We start from the raw sequence: 15,572 nt of genomic DNA, 5'->3' as shown, positions 1-15,572 counted from the left end.
CAGGAACGCACCGCTTCTGCAAGGCTTTCAGCACTGCCGGATGTGTAAAAAATGGCTGGTCCAAAAGGCTGATGATTTCAGGCCCGCCAATCGGCGATATACTTACTTCAAGCCTATTTCACCTGACAGGCCAGCCCGTCATTGCGCAAGGCATTGCACAGCGCCTTGGCTGATGTGCGGTCCCCCGTCACGGCCTGCAGCCTGTAGACAGTGCCAATGTCGGCCTTGCCCTCGACAATGCGGTAGCTGAAGCCGGCAATCGCATCTGTCTGGCGGGACAGTGCTTCCCAGCCCCGCTGCGCGCTTTCCCGCGTGGAATAGGCACCGACCTGAACACCCACACCCACAGGCGCGGCGGGCTGCGGCGGGCTGTCCGCTGCCGGAGCAGGTTTTGCTGGCGCGGCGGATTCCGGCGTCTTGGCAAGACGGCCTTCGCTGACCTTGCCTTCACCCACGCCGGGCGCGACATTGCCGGTTCCTGCGAAAGTCTTGCCGCCGGGGTTTTCCGGCCGCTCCTTCACCGGGCCCGGAGGTGCCTTGATCACACTGCCATCGGCGACAAATTCGCTGTTCGATGTGCGGTTCGAGATGAACCACACACCCCCTGCCAGCACTGCCAACGCCAAAAGGCCCAGCAGCGCAAAGCCGACAATGCGGCCGGTATCGACGCCATTAGCGTCATCATCATCGTCATAATCGCCGGATTCAAGCCATGGCAGGCGGTCATCCTCGTTGGTAAGGGACAGTTCTTCAGTGTCGCCACCGGTTTTGCCGGTTAGCTGGCCCGTCGGCTGTCCGCTGGCAAAAAATCCGTTCCCGTCACTGTCAAACCCGTCACGACCTGCCATGATTACATCTCCTCGACTGCCTCTACCCCCAGGATAGCAAGGCCGTTACGGATTACCTGCCCGATCTGGCTGGCCAGGAATAGCCTGGCACTGCTGAGATCGGCATTGTCAGCAATGATGAACCTTTTGTCCGGCCTATCATTGCCCATGTTCCAATAGGCATGAAACGCGCCTGCCAGTTCATATAGGAAGAACGCCAGCCGATGCGGTTCGCGCGCCAGGGCGGCGGCTTCCACAATGCGCGGGAATTGCGCGGCCTGCTTGACCAGTTCCAGTTCTTCAGCGCCCAACAGTTCGATATGTGCATCTGATGGCGCAAGATTTTCCGCCGCGCCCTTGCGCAGCGTCGAATGAATGCGCGCATGGGCATATTGGACGTAAAAGACAGGATTATCCTTGGACGCTTCCACGACCTTGGCAAAATCAAACTCCATCTGGGCTTCTGGTTTGCGGGTCAGCATGGTGAAGCGGACCACATCCTTGCCCACTTCATCCACCACATCCGCCAGAGTGACAAAACTGCCCGAACGTTTGGACATTTTCACCGGCTCGCCAGCGCGCATCAGTTGCACCATCTGCACCAGCTTCACATCAAACGCGATTGCGCGGCCCGCACCTTCCGTCAGCGCGGCAACCGCAGCCTTGATCCGTTTGACCGTACCGGCATGGTCCGCGCCCCAGATATCGATCAGCGCATCGGCGTTTTCCGCCTTTTGGAAATGATAGGCGAGGTCAGCCCCGAAATAGGTCCATTTACCGTCTGATTTCCTGATCGGACGGTCCTGATCATCGCCAAACCGGGTGGACCGGAACAGCGGCAGTTCCACCGGCTCCCAATCATCCAGCGTCTTGCCCTTGGGCGCTTCCAATATGCCGTCATACACCAGATCATGCTGGCGTAGCCACGCTTCTGCTTCAGCTGGTTTGCCAGCAGCCTGCAAGGCGGCTTCGGATGAAAATACATCGTGCTTGATACCCAGCAACGCCAGATCATCCCTGATCAGGTCGAGCATCGCATCCACGGCATGGGCGCGGAAGATGGGCAGCCATTCCTCTTCAGGAACGGCCTTGAACCGGTCGCCCAGTTCTTTTGCCAATGCTTCGCCGACGGGCACCAGATAATCACCCGGATACAGCCCTTCCGGGATCGCGCCGATCGTATCGCCCAGCGCCTCGCGGTAGCGCAGATGCGCGGACCGGGCGAGTGTATCAACCTGCGATCCTGCATCATTGACGTAATATTCGCGGATCACCTTGTGGCCCGCAAATTCCAGCAGCGATGCCAGCGCATCGCCCACCACTGCGCCCCGGCAGTGGCCCATATGCATGGGGCCAGTGGGGTTGGCAGAGACATATTCGATGTTGACGGTAACGCCGTCGCCCAGCGTGGATTTGCCGTAATCCGCGCCCAGCGCCGCCATCGCCGCCAGTTCAGCCCGCCATGATGCGGGCGAAAGGCGCATGTTGATAAAACCGGGGCCGGCAATTTCGGCCGTATCCACGTCAGGATCGGCCAGCAGTTTTTCCACTATTTTCGTCGCCAGATCGCGCGGATTGGTGCGCGCCTGTTTGGCCAGCACCATCGCTGCATTGGTCGCAAGATCGCCGTGGCTGGCATCACGCGGCGGCTCCACCGCCACATTTCCGCGCGGGCTGCCCGGTGGCAGCGCGCCTTCCAGCTCCAGCGCGGAAAGAACGGCATCCACCTTTTCAGCAAAGGTAGCGTGGATTGTGCGGATCGGGTGCGTTGTTGTGGACATGGGCAGAGCGGTTAGACGAACTGCCCGAAATCGCAAGCATTGCCGCCCGATTTACAGGCGGCAAAACCTGGCCTCAACGGGTGGCGTTATAGGCCAGCTGGTCCTCGGTCAGCTGGAAACCGACCAGCAATTCGAACGTGGCACGGGCCAGCGCTGCCTTCACTTGCGGATCAGCCAGCGGGTCCAGCGCCGCATCAGCATCGCCAGCCTTGCGCTTGCGCGTGATCTGCTGGCGGATTTCTTCCGGCAGGGTCGCCTCGGCCCGGTCGATAAAGGCGCCGGCACGCCCGGTACCCTGCGCGCGTTGATGCCCGTCAGCAAAATCCACCGTCACCGTGCCAATGCGCTTGGCCTGCACTGCGGAACCGCCGCGCAGGATGACGGAATAATAAGGCAGTTCCACCCGCCGGGCACCGCGCGTGTCCATGCGGCGCGCCTGCACGTCGAATGTGGCTTCCGAATAAATCTTTTCGCCTGATTCGTTGCACTGGGCGCGCAGATTGGTGATCGACGCGGTCATATCCAGATTGCCGAGAGTCTGATCGCCCGCGTCGCGAAACACCGTGATATCGCCGGTAAAATCAGGAATGCCCACAGCGGGGCAGACGGTGCGAATCGCAGAAATACCAACGCCCTGCGCCATCACGAGCTCACCCTCGCGGGAACAACCGGACAATGCGGCCGCTGCCATTACGACAGGAGCAATGGCAAAAAGACGACGGCGACTGGGCATCATGGAGCAATCCTTGGAAAATCGAATGACGCCGCCCTAGCGGGCGCGGCAGCAAAGCGCTAGAGGCGGGGACATGAACGCTCCCTTGCATAGCACCCCCACCACATCCCGCCCGGCCGATACCGCCGCGCAAGACAGCACCCCCGTGAACAGCAGCGCAGCAGCCGATAAGCCCGGCCTTACCCTGCTGATTGCCGCGCCCCGCGGTTTTTGCGCCGGAGTGGACCGCGCCATCGAAATCGTCGAGCGCGCTCTCGATCGGTATGGCGCGCCCGTCTATGTGCGGCATGAAATCGTCCACAACCGTTTTGTGGTGGACGGGTTGAAAGCGAAAGGCGCGATCTTCGTCGAAGAACTGGACGAAGTGCCCGATGGCGCCCCGGTGGTGTTCAGCGCCCATGGGGTGCCGAAATCCGTCCCGGCAGAAGCGCAGCGGCGCGGCCTTGATTATCTGGATGCCACCTGCCCGCTGGTCAGCAAGGTCCACCGGCAGGCCGAACGCCAGATCGAAGCCAACCGGCACATCCTGTTTATCGGCCATCGCGGGCATCCCGAAGTGATTGGCACCATGGGCCAGGTGCAGCCGGGCGAAATGACCCTGGTGGAAACGGTTGCCGATGTGGCGCGGCTGGATTTTCCGCCGGAAAAGGCGCTGTCCTTTTTGACGCAGACGACATTGTCAGTTGATGACACGGCCAAAATCGTCTCGGCGATCAAGACCAAATTCCCCAACATCGTCGCGCCCAAGGCAGAAGACATCTGCTACGCCACGTCGAACAGGCAGGCAGCGGTGAAGGAAATTGCCCCTGCCAGCGATCTGGTGCTGGTCATCGGATCGCCCAACAGTTCCAATTCCCTGCGGCTGGTGGAAGTGGCGCAGCGTTGCGGCACAACGGCACGGCTGATCCAGCGGGCAGACGAAATCGAACAGTCATGGCTGAACGGGGTCGGCACGCTGGGCCTGACCGCTGGCGCTTCTGCCCCTGAAAAGCTGGTGCGCGAAGTTGTCGATTTGCTGTCGCAGTGGCGGACCGTGGAAGAACACACGCTGGTCAGCGCGGTCGAAAAAATGGTCTTCAAACTGCCCCGCCAATTGACCGAATAGGGCGGCAGCACCCATGGCAGTCTATACGCACCTTGGCGCAGACGATCTGGCAGGGTTGATTGCCGAATATAATGTAGGCAGCCTGCTATCTGCCAAGGGCATTGCCGAAGGCGTTTCCAACAGCAACTGGCTGCTGGAAACCAGCGGCGCGGACGGGCATGGCGCGGCGCGGCAGGCCACCCGTTTCATCCTGACCATGTATGAACGTCGGATAGAACTGGACGATCTACCCTTTTTTCTCGGCCTGCTGGACCATCTTGCCGCCCGTGGCGGGCCGGTGCCGCGCACCATTCACGACCGCAGCGGCGCTGCCTTCCGGATGATGGATGGCAAGGCTGTGGCGCTGATTGAATATCTGCCCGGTGTATCGATCGACCGGCCAAGCCCGGCACAGGCCCGCGCGGTTGGCAGGGCGCTGGCGGGAATGCACGTGGCCTCGGCAGATTTTGCAGCCACTCGCGCGAACGATCTGGCGCCGCCAGACTGGCAAGACCTGTTCCAGCAATGCGGTAGCGGGCTTGCCACCATCAACGCATCCCTGCCCCGAATTGTGGAAACGCACCTGTCCGCCATTATGGCTGGCTGGCCTGATGATTTGCCCCGCACAACTATTCATGCCGATCTGTTCCCCGACAATGTGCTGATGCTGGGCGACGATGTGAGCGGGATGATCGATTTCTACTTCGCCTGCACGGATATGGCCGCATATGATCTGGCCGTGACCCATGCGGCATGGAGCTTTGGCGGGCCTGGCACCATGTTCAAGCCCGAAATCGGTCAGGCGCTGGTTGCAGGGTATGAAGACATCCGCCCGCTGACACAGGCGGAACGCGCGGCCCTGCCGCTGCTGGCGCAGGGCGCGGCCATGCGCTTTGTCGCCACCAGGGCATTTGACTGGATCAATACGCCCGATGATGCGCTGGTTGCGCGCAAGGATCCGATGGATTTCGTCAAGCGGCTGCAATTTTATGCCGAAGCGGGCGATGGCCCCTTCACCCCGGCGCCGAGATAAGGCAAGGCGCAAGCCATGAAACAAGTTGAGATTTTCACCGATGGCGCGTGCAAGGGCAATCCCGGCCCGGGCGGCTGGGGTGCGCTGCTGCGTATGGGCAGGAATGAGAAGGAACTGTCCGGCAGCGAAGCGGATACAACCAACAACCGGATGGAAATGACCGCCATCATCCGTGCGCTCAACGCGCTGATCGAACCATGCCGGGTCGATCTTTATTCAGACAGCAAATATGTGCTGGACGGGATGACCAAGTGGATTGACGGGTGGCAGAAACGCGGCTGGAAAACCGCCAGCAAGAAGCCTGTGCGAAACGAAGATCTGTGGCACGAGCTGATCGAGGCGGCCAAGCACCATGAAATCAACTGGCACTGGGTAAAAGGCCACAACGGCCATGTCGAAAATGAACGTGTCGACACACTCGCCAGTGATGCTGCCGATATGGCGCTGCGCAATGCGCGCAAGGCGGGCTGAACGCGCCTTTGCCGCAATAAGACCGGCGTAATGGCCAACCCGGTCAGATCAGCCTTTGTCCACCATCCTTTCCGTATCCGGCCCGTTTTTGCGCTGGCGATGCGGGAATGGATTTCAGTCCAGAAAATCTAGCCAAAGCGTGCCGGTGAATAGGTTTCCGGCGCAAGGCCCTGCGTCATTGCGTCTGCGTCCTTGCCCAGCAACATTTGCGCTGCCAACCGCGCGGCGGCAGGTGCGGTCTGGATGCCGAAACCGCCCTGCCCGGCAAACCAGAAAAATGCTGATGAGGCGGGGTCAGCCCCATAAACCGGCAGTCTGTCCGGCGCAAAACTGCGTAATCCGGCCCATTTATGTTCAACCGCTTCTATCTTCCAATCCACCACTTTCGCCAGCCGGTCGATCGCAGTGGCAATGGCCAGTTCTTCGGGTGCGGCATCGCAGGGAAGCGAAGGTTCCTCGTCATGGGGGCTAAGCCACAAGCGCCCGTTTTCGGGGCGGAAATAGAAGCTGCCCGATACATCCAGCACCAGCGGCAAATCGCGCGGCGGTGCCGGATTGACGCGTAACTGCGCCATCGTGCGCCGCAAGGGCGTGATGCCCAGCGGGGTAATACCTGCCATCTGCGCAATTTGGTCGGCCCAGGCACCCCCTGCATTCACCAGCACTGATGCATGAAAGCGGCTTCCTGCCTGCGTCGTCAATTCCCACGCGCCATGGCTGAAGCGGGCCTGCGCCAAAGCGGCGCGGCATTCCAGCTGCACCCCGTTCCGCCGCATGGCCGCAAGATAATGGCCATGCAATCCGGCCACATCGATATCCGCGCAGGCAGGTTCCCACACTGCTCCCGTCCATTCCTGGCGAAGGCCGCTGACCTTTTGTGCCAGGCCGTGCGCGCCCAGACGTTCAATCGTGGCCCCGCTATTGGCAAAGCGGTCCATGAAACTGTCGAGCGCAGGCGCATCCTGGTCACGCCCGACATATAAGGCGCCGCGCCGGTCGAGAAAGCCATGCTCGCGCAGATATGGGCCAGACGCCAGAGTGAGCGGCACCACCTGGGGCCCGCCATAACATTCTTCCCAGAATGCGGCTGACCGGCCAGTGGCATGATAGCCGGGGCGGTCTTCTGCTTCGAGCAGCAGAACCTGTGCATCCGCGCCCAGCTCAGCAGCCAGGCTGGCACCGGCCATGCCGCCGCCAATAATTGCAACGTCGAATATACCGGCCACGAAATTCAACCCCGCACTGGCGCAGCGCGATCAAGAAAATCGGTAATCGCGGCCAGCACCCGGTCACGCACGGCATCTTCCTCCCGCAGAATTTCGTGCCGCGCTTCATCACCAAAACGGACAATTTCGGCTTTGGGCAGCCGCGCAGCAGCACGCTCTATCGCGGGCATGGCAACCAGCCGGTCATTGCTGGTGCCCAGCAGCAGCACGGGAATATCAACCGATTCCAGCAGGCCCGGTGCAAACAGGCTGCGCATGGAGGCATAGGCGCGTTCAACCCAGCCCCAGCTGCCCGGCCCCATGACCAGTTCCGGGCGCTGATCGCGCCAGAACAGCTCGTCATCATAACGGTCCTTGTCATGGGTCAGCAAATCAATCCTGCCCACTGGCATCTCGCCGGGTTTCTCGCTCCATTTCCATGCCGGGCGCTTGGGATTGCCAAGAGCTTTCATGAGCTTTGCCGCCAGATGCATAATGGCTATCGGAAGCGGCGAGCCGTAAAACTCCAGCATCGGGGCAGACAGCACCACCGCATCAGGACAGACCCGCTTTTCCGCCACGGCGCGCAGGATCAAATGGCCGCCCATGGAATGGCCGACAAGCACATGCGGGCCGGGTGTCTCGTGTATCCAGCCGGACCAGAATGCCGCCAGATCATCAATCCAGACCGAAAAATCATCAATATGTCCGGTTACCGGATCATCACCCAGACGGCCTGACCCTGCCTGCCCGCGCCAGTCTGCCGCGGTCACTTTCCAGCCCTGCCGATGCCACTGTTCCAGCGTCTCCAGATATTTCTCATATGCATCGCCGCGGCCGGGCATGAACAGGATAGAGCCGCGTTTTAATGCGGTTTTATCGCGTTCTGCACCGGGCCAGTCGATCCGGCGGATGGGCTGGCCATCGGCTGTGGTCCACACGCTTTCTACCGCGTCATCGGGAATGGATCGGCGGTTGAAGACAGGGTGCCCACCCGCATGGTTCATGCCGGTTTGCTGGTGTTGGCTAATACGAACCTCCCGCTGTTGGTTACTATTTGGTAAGCCATGGCCTGTAGCAACACCCTCCATAGGGGACTTTGGGGGTTTTTATGCAGGGCGGATATTTCCACTACGGATTGCTGATCGCATTGGCAATCGCGCTGCTGGTTGCAGCCTTTACCGACATTCGTGGCCGCAAGATCGACAATTGGCTCAACGCTGCCATTGCGCTGGCTGCCCCGTTGTTCTGGTGGGCTTCCGGCCTTGATGTGTGGCCTGATATGGCACTGCAGATCGGCGTTGCCATTGCCGCCTTTGCCATTCTGGCAGGCCTGTTTGCGCTGGGCGCAATGGGCGGCGGCGATGTGAAGCTGTTGACCGCGCTGGCGCTGTGGATCGAGCCGACCTGGTTTCTCAAACTGCTTATCGTGATGGCCCTGGTGGGCGGCGTGCTCACCCTTGTGATGGGCGCGTGGCACGTGGCGCGCCGCCGCAAGGACAGGCTGGCCATTCCATATGGGGTCGCGATTTCGACCGCTGGCCTGTGGGTGCTGGCGACACATTATCTACCTGCCGCGGGGGCGGCAGCCAACGCGGGGTAAACCCGATCTTAACCAACTTGTCTTAACCAAGACAGACACACCGCCCGACTTTTATCGAAATGGGCCGAATAGGGGGCTTGAAAAGCCATGGACAGGAAGAAGCTGGTTCTGCTGCTCGGAGCACTGATCATCGCGATCGGTACAGCGCTTGCAGCGCGGAGCATGTTTGCAGGGGCATCGGCCCCTCAGGCGGAGGCGGCAGCTGTGCCGCAGGGGCCCAAGGTTCTGGTTGCACAGCGCGCATTGCCGGTTGGCACGATCATCACGGCAGATTCGATCAGCTATCAGATGTGGCCTGCCGAAATGGTGCAGGATGCCTATTTCATCGAAGGTGAAGCGGACATTTCCAAACTGCTGGGCACGGTCGTGCGCCATCAGGTCACTGCAGGCGAACCGGTTACACAAGGGTCTCTGGTGGCCCCCGGTGACCGCGGCTTCCTGGCCGCAGCCCTGGGCCCTGGCATGCGCGCTGTTACAGTGCCTGTATCGGCCAAGACCGGTGTTGCAGGCTTCGTCTTTCCGGGTGACCGGGTGGATATCGTGCTGACGCAGACAGTCGATGGCGAAGAAGGCCAGCCGCTGAAGGCATCTGAAACCGTGCTTCGCAACTTGCGCGTTCTGGCCACTGACCAGTCGACCACCACAGAAAAGCTGGAAGGCAAGACCGTGGTCCGGGAATTCCGCACGGTTACGCTGGAAGTCACGCCGACCATGGCTGAAAAGGTTGCCGTTGCGCAGACCATCGGCACTCTCAGCCTGTCACTCCGCTCCATCGCGGACAATCAGATTGAACTCGATCGCGCCATTGCGGCAGGTGAAATCAACGTGCCTGACAATGCGACCCCTGAAGAAGAGGAAAAGCTCCTCGCGCAGGCCATGTCGCGCCCCAGTGACAAATCGAACAGCTTTGTCACCGGTGGTGATGTCTCGCGCTTCCAGCGCCGCACCATGCCCCCGCAGGGCACCGCCAACGCGCCCGCACCGCAGCAATATATCGCCAATTCCTCCGCTGGTGGCAGCACGCCATCTGTCAGCGCGGCACCTGTCCGCCAGGGCCCGGTTGTCCGCGTGACGCGCGGCAAGGAAACAGTCGAAGTCCCGGTAGGAAAGAACTGACATGCACAGGATCGAAACAGCTTTCGCCCGCCAGGCAACTGGCCCGAAACCAAGGGGCAACACCATGAAACGCCGCCTGACAGCCACTTTACTGCTATCCAGTTTTGCCATAATGCCGATTGCAGGGGTTCCTGCAGGTGTGGCCAATGCCCAGTCCATCAGAAGCCCGTCACAGGAAATCGTCCTGTCGATCGGCCGCGGTGAACTGATCAATGTCCCCGGTTCAATGGCCGATATTTTTGTCGCCAATGATTCGATTGCCGATGTGCAGGTCAAATCGCAGCGGCAGCTATATGTCTTTGGCAAGGCAGGCGGTGAAACCACGGTCTATGCCAGCAATAGCGCCGGTGACATCGTATGGTCCGCCAATGTCCGCGTTGGTTCCAACATCGGCAGCATTGACCAGATGCTGGCGCTGGCCATGCCCGAAGCACAGATTTCGGTATCCACCATGGGCACCAACACTGTTCTTCTTACCGGCACAGTGGCCGCGCCGGAGGACGCCGCTGAAGCTGAACGCCTGGTGTCGGCATTTGTCGGCGATGACAGCAATGTTATCAGCCGCCTGAAAATGGCGACCCCTTTGCAGGTCAATCTGCAAGTGCGGTTTGCCGAAGTCAGCCGCTCGCTGGTCCGGGCCATTGGCACCAACCTGCTCAGCGCAGACCAGTCCAATGGTTTCAAATTCGGCGTTGGCATTGGCCGTGACGGTGCATTCCCGCAATATACGCCGGGCGGCACAGCCTTTGTCAACGGCACGGAAGCCAGCGCGGGCTCGACGCTTGTTACCACCGTTGCCAGCGGTGCCACCATCGCCGGCTTCGGCAAGTTTCTTGGCCTCGACCTTGGCGGCGCGCTGGATCTGGCAGAACGTGAAGGCCTGGTGACCACTCTGTCGCAGCCCAACCTGACTGCTCTTTCGGGCGAAACTGCCGATTTTCTTGCTGGCGGTGAATTCCCGATCCCGATCAGTCAGGGTCTGGGCACAACCTCGATTGAATATCGTAAATTTGGGGTTAGCCTGGCCTATACGCCAACCGTTCTGGCCAATGGCCGCATTTCGATCCGCGTACGGCCCGAAGTGTCCGAACTGTCGAGCCAGGGCGCAGTGACGCTGAACGGCTTCAATATTCCGGCCCTCACCATCCGCCGCGCAGAAACGACCGTGGAACTTGGCTCCGGCCAGAGCTTCATGATCGCCGGCCTCATGTCGAACAATGCCCAGAACACGATCGACAAGGCACCGGGCGTGGGTGACGTGCCGATCCTTGGCAATCTGTTCCGCTCGCGCGAATTCCGCAAGGGCGAAACCGAGCTGGTCATCGTGGTCACGCCATATCTGGTGAAACCGGTCGATGCGTCCGACATCAAACTGCCTACCGATGGCTTCCGCGCGGCAACCGAACTGCAAAGCCTGCTTGGTTTCCGCGAAAATGACGGCGTTTCAGGTGCTACCCGCCCCATGCCTTCGGTGAAGGAAGGTGAAGTGCCCTCGCCGTCTGTTTCGCAGATAGACCCAGCCGCCATCATGCCCGGCCCTGCCCAGCAGGACCGACAGGCCAATGGCAACGGACCAAAGCGCAAGAAGGACCGGCGCGCCGATGCGGCCGCTACTCCTGGCTTCAGCCTCAAGTGAGAAAGGTGAAAACAATGCCTATTGCATCAAATCGCAAATTAGCTGGCGCTCTTGCCCTTTCCCTTGGGCTTGCCCTGGGCGCGTGTGGCGGCATGCCGACCCATCGCGGTCTGGAAAGCCTGAACCAGCCGGTCGTGGAACGCACCAATTATGCGTTTGACGTTTCTGCCGGAGCCGGCGGCCTGTCCGTTCCGGAACAGCAACGCCTCGCAGCCTGGTTTGAATCCATGGACCTTCGTTATGGTGACCGTGTCTCCATCGATGATCCGATGATGAGCGGCGCGACCCGCAATGCCATTTCCAAGCTGGCTGCGCGCCACGGCATTCTGGTAAGCGAAGGCGCACCAATGACAGCGGGCTATGTGGAGCCGGGCAATGCCCGCGTGGTCATCACCCGGACCAGTGCTTCGGTGCCCAATTGCCCGAACTGGTCCGAAAAATCAGACGCCAATTACAACAACGCAACCCGTGCGAATTACGGCTGCGCCATCAACAGCAATTTTGCTGCCATGATCGCAAATCCGGAAGATCTGATCACCGGTCAGAAGGGTTCTGGCGAAACTGTCGTGTCGACAGGTTCCAAGGCCATCGCAAGCTATCGCAAACAAGCGCCGACTGGTGAAGGTGGTCTGAAAGAGACCGCCTCGGACGAATAAGGGGAATTGAGATGAACGCACCCTGGAAATCCGGAGCCGTAGGCGGCCGCGATCCATTCGCAGCATTTATTTGTGACGAAGCAGCGCTGGATGTGCTGCGCCCCGTCGCTATCGAAATGGGATGGCAGTCTGAAAAATGCGCCAAAGGCGGCCTGCGTAACGCAGTCCAGTCGCTGTCTGTCGCAGCCAGCCCGAACATTCTGATGGTCGATCTGTCGGAAAGCGGCGATCCGCTGAATGACATCAACGCCCTGGCCGAGGTTTGCGAACCGGGCACGGTGGTGATTGCCGTGGGACAGGTGAATGATGTTCGCCTTTACCGCGATCTGCTGTCGAGCGGGATCCATGACTATCTGCTGAAACCATTGTCCGCCAATGCCGTCCGCGATTCGCTGACGCAGGCACAGGCAGTGTTTTCCGCGCCCAAGGCGAATGATCCCGATGCGGCCAAGCGCCATATCTCCACCGCCGTGGTCGGCACCCGTGGCGGGGTTGGCGCATCCACGCTGGCAACGTCGCTGGCCTGGCTGTTCAGCACCGATCACAAGATGCCGACGGCATTGCTGGATCTCGACATCCATTTCGGAACCGGCGCCTTGTCGCTTGATCTGGAACCGGGCCGCGGCCTGACTGATGCGATTGACAACCCCAGCCGGATCGACGGACTGTTTATCGAACGCGCGATGATCCGTGCAAATGACAACCTCGCCATCCTGTCAGCAGAAGCCCCTATCAACGCGCCGCTGATGACTGACGGTTCGGCGTTTCTGCAGCTGGAGGAAGAATTCCGCCAGGCGTTTGAAATGACCATGATCGACCTGCCGCGCAACATGCTGATCAATTTCCCGCATCTGCTGGCTGACGTAAACGTGGTTGTCCTGACCACGGAAATGACATTGGCATCGGCGCGCGATACCATCCGCATCCTGTCATGGCTCAAATCCAATGCTGCCCATGCACAGCCGCTGATCGTGGCGAACAAGGTGCAGACCGGAATGGTCGAAATCAGCAAGGCTGACTTTGAAGCCTCGATCGAACGCAAGATCGATTTTCTGGTGCCGATGGACAGCAAGGCTGCCGCCAATGCAGCCAAGCTGGGGCAGACGTTTGCCGATGCCAACCGGTCCAGCAAATCAAGCCAGGTCATTCGGCAATTGGCTGATCGCATTATTGGTGCGTCAGATGAAATGGCCGATGAAGATGAACCTGCGAAAAAATCGCTGCTCGGCAATTTTGATCTGAAGTCCCTGCTTGCCAAGAAAGACAAGAAGGCAACCGTCAACGCCGGATGAACTGCCGCCGCCTGCGCCCCGCCCCACGGTGGGGCACAGGCGGCCAATTGTTACCGCATAGTAATTTCAAGAAAGGCTGGACCAGATCATGAGCATTCTACAGCTCCTGCTGATAATCGGTGGCATGATGGCGCTGATGGTCATCGGTTACACCCTGGTGGCCGGCCCTTCAGCGGCAAAGGCCAGCCAGCGCCGGCTGGATGCTGTGCGCTATCGCCATTCCGAAAACACCGATACCAAGGTGGAATCGCAGCTCAAGAAAGCGATTGCCTCGCGCAAGCCCAAGACTTTTACGGTCAAGGGTTCAGGTTCGCGGACTGAAGCGCTTGCCGCCCGGCTTGACCGCAGCGGCAAGAAATGGACAGTATCACAATATCTCTACACATCGCTTGGCATTGCGCTGTTTATCGCCATGCTGATGTTCCTGCGCACTGGTGCAGGCCTGCTGTCCCTGGGCATCGGGCTTCTGGTGGGTGCCGGCGTGCCGCATATGGTGGTCAATTCCAACATCAAGCGGCGCACGGCCAAATTCAACGCCAAATTCCCTGATGCCATCGACTTGCTCGTGCGCGGTCTGCGGTCCGGCCTGCCGGTTACCGAAACGCTGGGCGTGGTTGCACAGGAAGTGCCGGGGCCAGTGGGCGCGGAATTCAAGGGTGTGGTCGAACGCATCAAAATTGGCCGGACGATGGAGGAATCTCTTCAGGAAACTGGTGACCGGCTGGGCATTGCCGAATTCAACTTCTTCTGCATCACCCTCGCCATCCAGCGCGAGACAGGCGGCAATCTGGCTGAAACCCTGTCCAATCTGGGCGATGTGCTGCGCAAACGTTCGCAGATGAAGCTGAAGATCAAGGCGATGAGCTCTGAATCCAAGGCATCAGCCTATATCGTGGGCGCGCTGCCGTTCATTGTGTTCTTCATGATCTGGTGGATCAATCCCGACTATATTGGTGGTTTCTTCGTGGATGACCGCCTGATTGCAACCGGTCTTGGCGGTATGGTGTGGATGTCCATCGGGGCGTTCATCATGGCCAAGATGGTCAGTTTCGAAATCTGAGCGAGGACAAAGACAATGATAAATACCCCGCCCGGACCAACCCTGCTTGGCATTGACGTCATTTTTGTCGGTACGTTGCTGGCAGGTGTCGCAGCCTTTGCCGTCATCATGGCCATTTACGCTGCCGTTACGGTGAAAGACCCGATGGCAGGCCGCGTAAAGGCGCTGAATGCGCGTCGTGACGAGTTGAAAGCCGGCATTGTCAAACAGGGCGGACGAAAACGCGCCAGCCTGATCCGCAAGACCGAAGGCACAGAGCGCGTCCGTGATACGTTGTCGAGCCTGAAAGTGCTGCAGCAGAGCCAGATCGAAACGATCCAGCAGAAGCTGGCGCATGCCGGCTATCGCAACAAGGAACTGGCCGTGCTGGTCATTTTCGCGCGGCTGGTATTGCCGCTGGTGCTGGGCGGCATTGGTTTTCTGGTCATTTACGTGGCCAATTTCTTCCCCGAATGGGGCGATATGAAAAAGCTGGCAGCCTTCGCTTTCATGCTGTTCATAGGGTACAAAGGCCCGGAAATCTTCCTTAAGAACAAGACAAACAAGCGCACTGCCCTGGTCAGAAAAGGCCTGCCTGACGCGCTCGATCTGCTGGTGATTTGCGCTGAAGCGGGCCTGACAGTGGATGCCGCCTTTAACCGCGTGGCAAAAGAACTGGGCCGCGCCTACCCTGAACTGGGCGACGAATTTGCCCTGACCGCCATCGAACTGTCGTTCCTCACCGAACGCAAAATGGCGTTCAACAATCTCGCGTACCGGGTCAATCTGGAATCGGTGCGCGGTGTGGTCACCACCATGGTCCAGACAGAACGATACGGCACGCCGCTGGCCTCTGCCCTGCGCGTCCTGTCAGCTGAATTCCGCAATGAACGGATGATGCGCGCCGAGGAAAAAGCAGCGCGTCTGCCAGCCATCATGACCATTCCGCTGATCATGTTCATTCTGCCAGTGCTGTTCATTGTGATTCTTGGCCCTGCGGCCTGTTCGATCAGCGACGCATTTGCAGCCAAGCCGGGGCAAGTTTAGCCCTTACGTCAGAACAAGTTGCGCGCCAGAACAAACGGCGCGCCAGATC

General features: G+C 59.8%; 15 protein-coding genes. 10 read left to right on the top strand and 5 right to left on the bottom strand.

Annotation, left to right across the window (positions count from 1 at the left end; genetic code table 11):
• Positions 1–113: 113 nt before the first annotated feature.
• The 3 genes from GRI44_RS01540 to GRI44_RS01530 form a co-directional block, all read right to left on the bottom strand.
• Positions 114–848: an SPOR domain-containing protein gene (locus tag GRI44_RS01540; protein ID WP_160599621.1), complete on the bottom strand. Its 735-nt coding sequence runs from the start codon at positions 846–848 to the stop codon at positions 114–116.
• Positions 849–850: 2 nt separating this feature from the next.
• Positions 851–2,608, bottom strand: coding sequence for an arginine--tRNA ligase (argS, locus tag GRI44_RS01535; RefSeq protein ID WP_160599619.1), 1,758 nt, complete (start codon positions 2,606–2,608; stop codon positions 851–853).
• Between the two features lie 73 nt (positions 2,609–2,681).
• On the bottom strand, positions 2,682–3,341 hold the full coding sequence (locus tag GRI44_RS01530; protein WP_160601166.1) for a hypothetical protein: 660 nt from the start codon (positions 3,339–3,341) through the stop codon (positions 2,682–2,684).
• Positions 3,342–3,414: 73 nt separating this feature from the next.
• Between GRI44_RS01530 and ispH the strand changes: the two genes are divergently transcribed.
• Genes ispH through rnhA form a run of 3 tightly spaced genes read left to right on the top strand, consistent with a single transcriptional unit; the run spans position 3,415 to position 5,929 of the window.
• A complete protein-coding gene (ispH, locus tag GRI44_RS01525; RefSeq protein ID WP_160599617.1) occupies positions 3,415–4,446 on the top strand; it encodes a 4-hydroxy-3-methylbut-2-enyl diphosphate reductase in 1,032 nt (343 codons plus the stop codon).
• 13 nt (positions 4,447–4,459) lie between these two features.
• Positions 4,460–5,458 (top strand): homoserine kinase, encoded by a 999-nt coding sequence (gene thrB / locus GRI44_RS01520; protein ID WP_160599615.1) that lies wholly within the window; start codon positions 4,460–4,462, stop codon positions 5,456–5,458.
• A gap of 15 nt (positions 5,459–5,473) precedes the next feature.
• Positions 5,474–5,929, top strand: coding sequence for a ribonuclease HI (gene rnhA, locus GRI44_RS01515; protein WP_160599613.1), 456 nt, complete (start codon positions 5,474–5,476; stop codon positions 5,927–5,929).
• A 128-nt stretch (positions 5,930–6,057) separates the two neighbouring features.
• On the opposite strand, the gene GRI44_RS01510 is transcribed toward rnhA, so the two are convergent.
• Entirely contained in the window at positions 6,058–7,155 is a 1,098-nt protein-coding gene (locus GRI44_RS01510; RefSeq protein ID WP_160599611.1) for an NAD(P)/FAD-dependent oxidoreductase, read from the bottom strand.
• Between the two features lie 5 nt (positions 7,156–7,160).
• Positions 7,161–8,141 (bottom strand): alpha/beta hydrolase, encoded by a 981-nt coding sequence (locus tag GRI44_RS01505; RefSeq protein WP_160599609.1) that lies wholly within the window; start codon positions 8,139–8,141, stop codon positions 7,161–7,163.
• A gap of 104 nt (positions 8,142–8,245) precedes the next feature.
• Between GRI44_RS01505 and GRI44_RS01500 the strand changes: the two genes are divergently transcribed.
• From GRI44_RS01500 to GRI44_RS01470, 7 genes are all read left to right on the top strand, one after another.
• The gene (locus GRI44_RS01500; RefSeq protein ID WP_160599607.1) at positions 8,246–8,737 is read left to right on the top strand and encodes an A24 family peptidase; all 492 of its coding nucleotides are present in this window, start codon (positions 8,246–8,248) and stop codon (positions 8,735–8,737) included.
• An 87-nt stretch (positions 8,738–8,824) separates the two neighbouring features.
• Positions 8,825–9,853, top strand: coding sequence for a Flp pilus assembly protein CpaB (gene cpaB / locus GRI44_RS01495; protein WP_160599605.1), 1,029 nt, complete (start codon positions 8,825–8,827; stop codon positions 9,851–9,853).
• A gap of 64 nt (positions 9,854–9,917) precedes the next feature.
• Entirely contained in the window at positions 9,918–11,489 is a 1,572-nt protein-coding gene (locus GRI44_RS01490; protein ID WP_160599603.1) for a type II and III secretion system protein family protein, read from the top strand.
• A 14-nt stretch (positions 11,490–11,503) separates the two neighbouring features.
• Positions 11,504–12,145, top strand: a complete 642-nt coding sequence (locus GRI44_RS01485) for a CpaD family pilus assembly protein (protein WP_160599601.1) — start codon at positions 11,504–11,506, stop codon at positions 12,143–12,145.
• A gap of 11 nt (positions 12,146–12,156) precedes the next feature.
• Positions 12,157–13,437, top strand: a complete 1,281-nt coding sequence (locus tag GRI44_RS01480) for a pilus assembly protein CpaE (RefSeq protein ID WP_160599599.1) — start codon at positions 12,157–12,159, stop codon at positions 13,435–13,437.
• An 88-nt stretch (positions 13,438–13,525) separates the two neighbouring features.
• Positions 13,526–14,497 (top strand): type II secretion system F family protein, encoded by a 972-nt coding sequence (locus GRI44_RS01475; RefSeq protein ID WP_160599597.1) that lies wholly within the window; start codon positions 13,526–13,528, stop codon positions 14,495–14,497.
• A gap of 15 nt (positions 14,498–14,512) precedes the next feature.
• Positions 14,513–15,523 carry a type II secretion system F family protein gene (locus tag GRI44_RS01470; RefSeq protein WP_160599595.1) on the top strand — a complete coding sequence of 337 codons (1,011 nt, stop codon included), beginning with the start codon at positions 14,513–14,515 and terminating at the stop codon, positions 15,521–15,523.
• The last annotated feature ends 49 nt before the right edge of the window (positions 15,524–15,572 follow it).

Source organism: Allopontixanthobacter confluentis, from assembly GCF_009827615.1.
GTDB lineage: Bacteria > Pseudomonadota > Alphaproteobacteria > Sphingomonadales > Sphingomonadaceae > Allopontixanthobacter > Allopontixanthobacter confluentis.
Note: the sequence above shows the minus strand (reverse complement) of the source record. Positions and strands in the feature narration are given on the sequence as shown.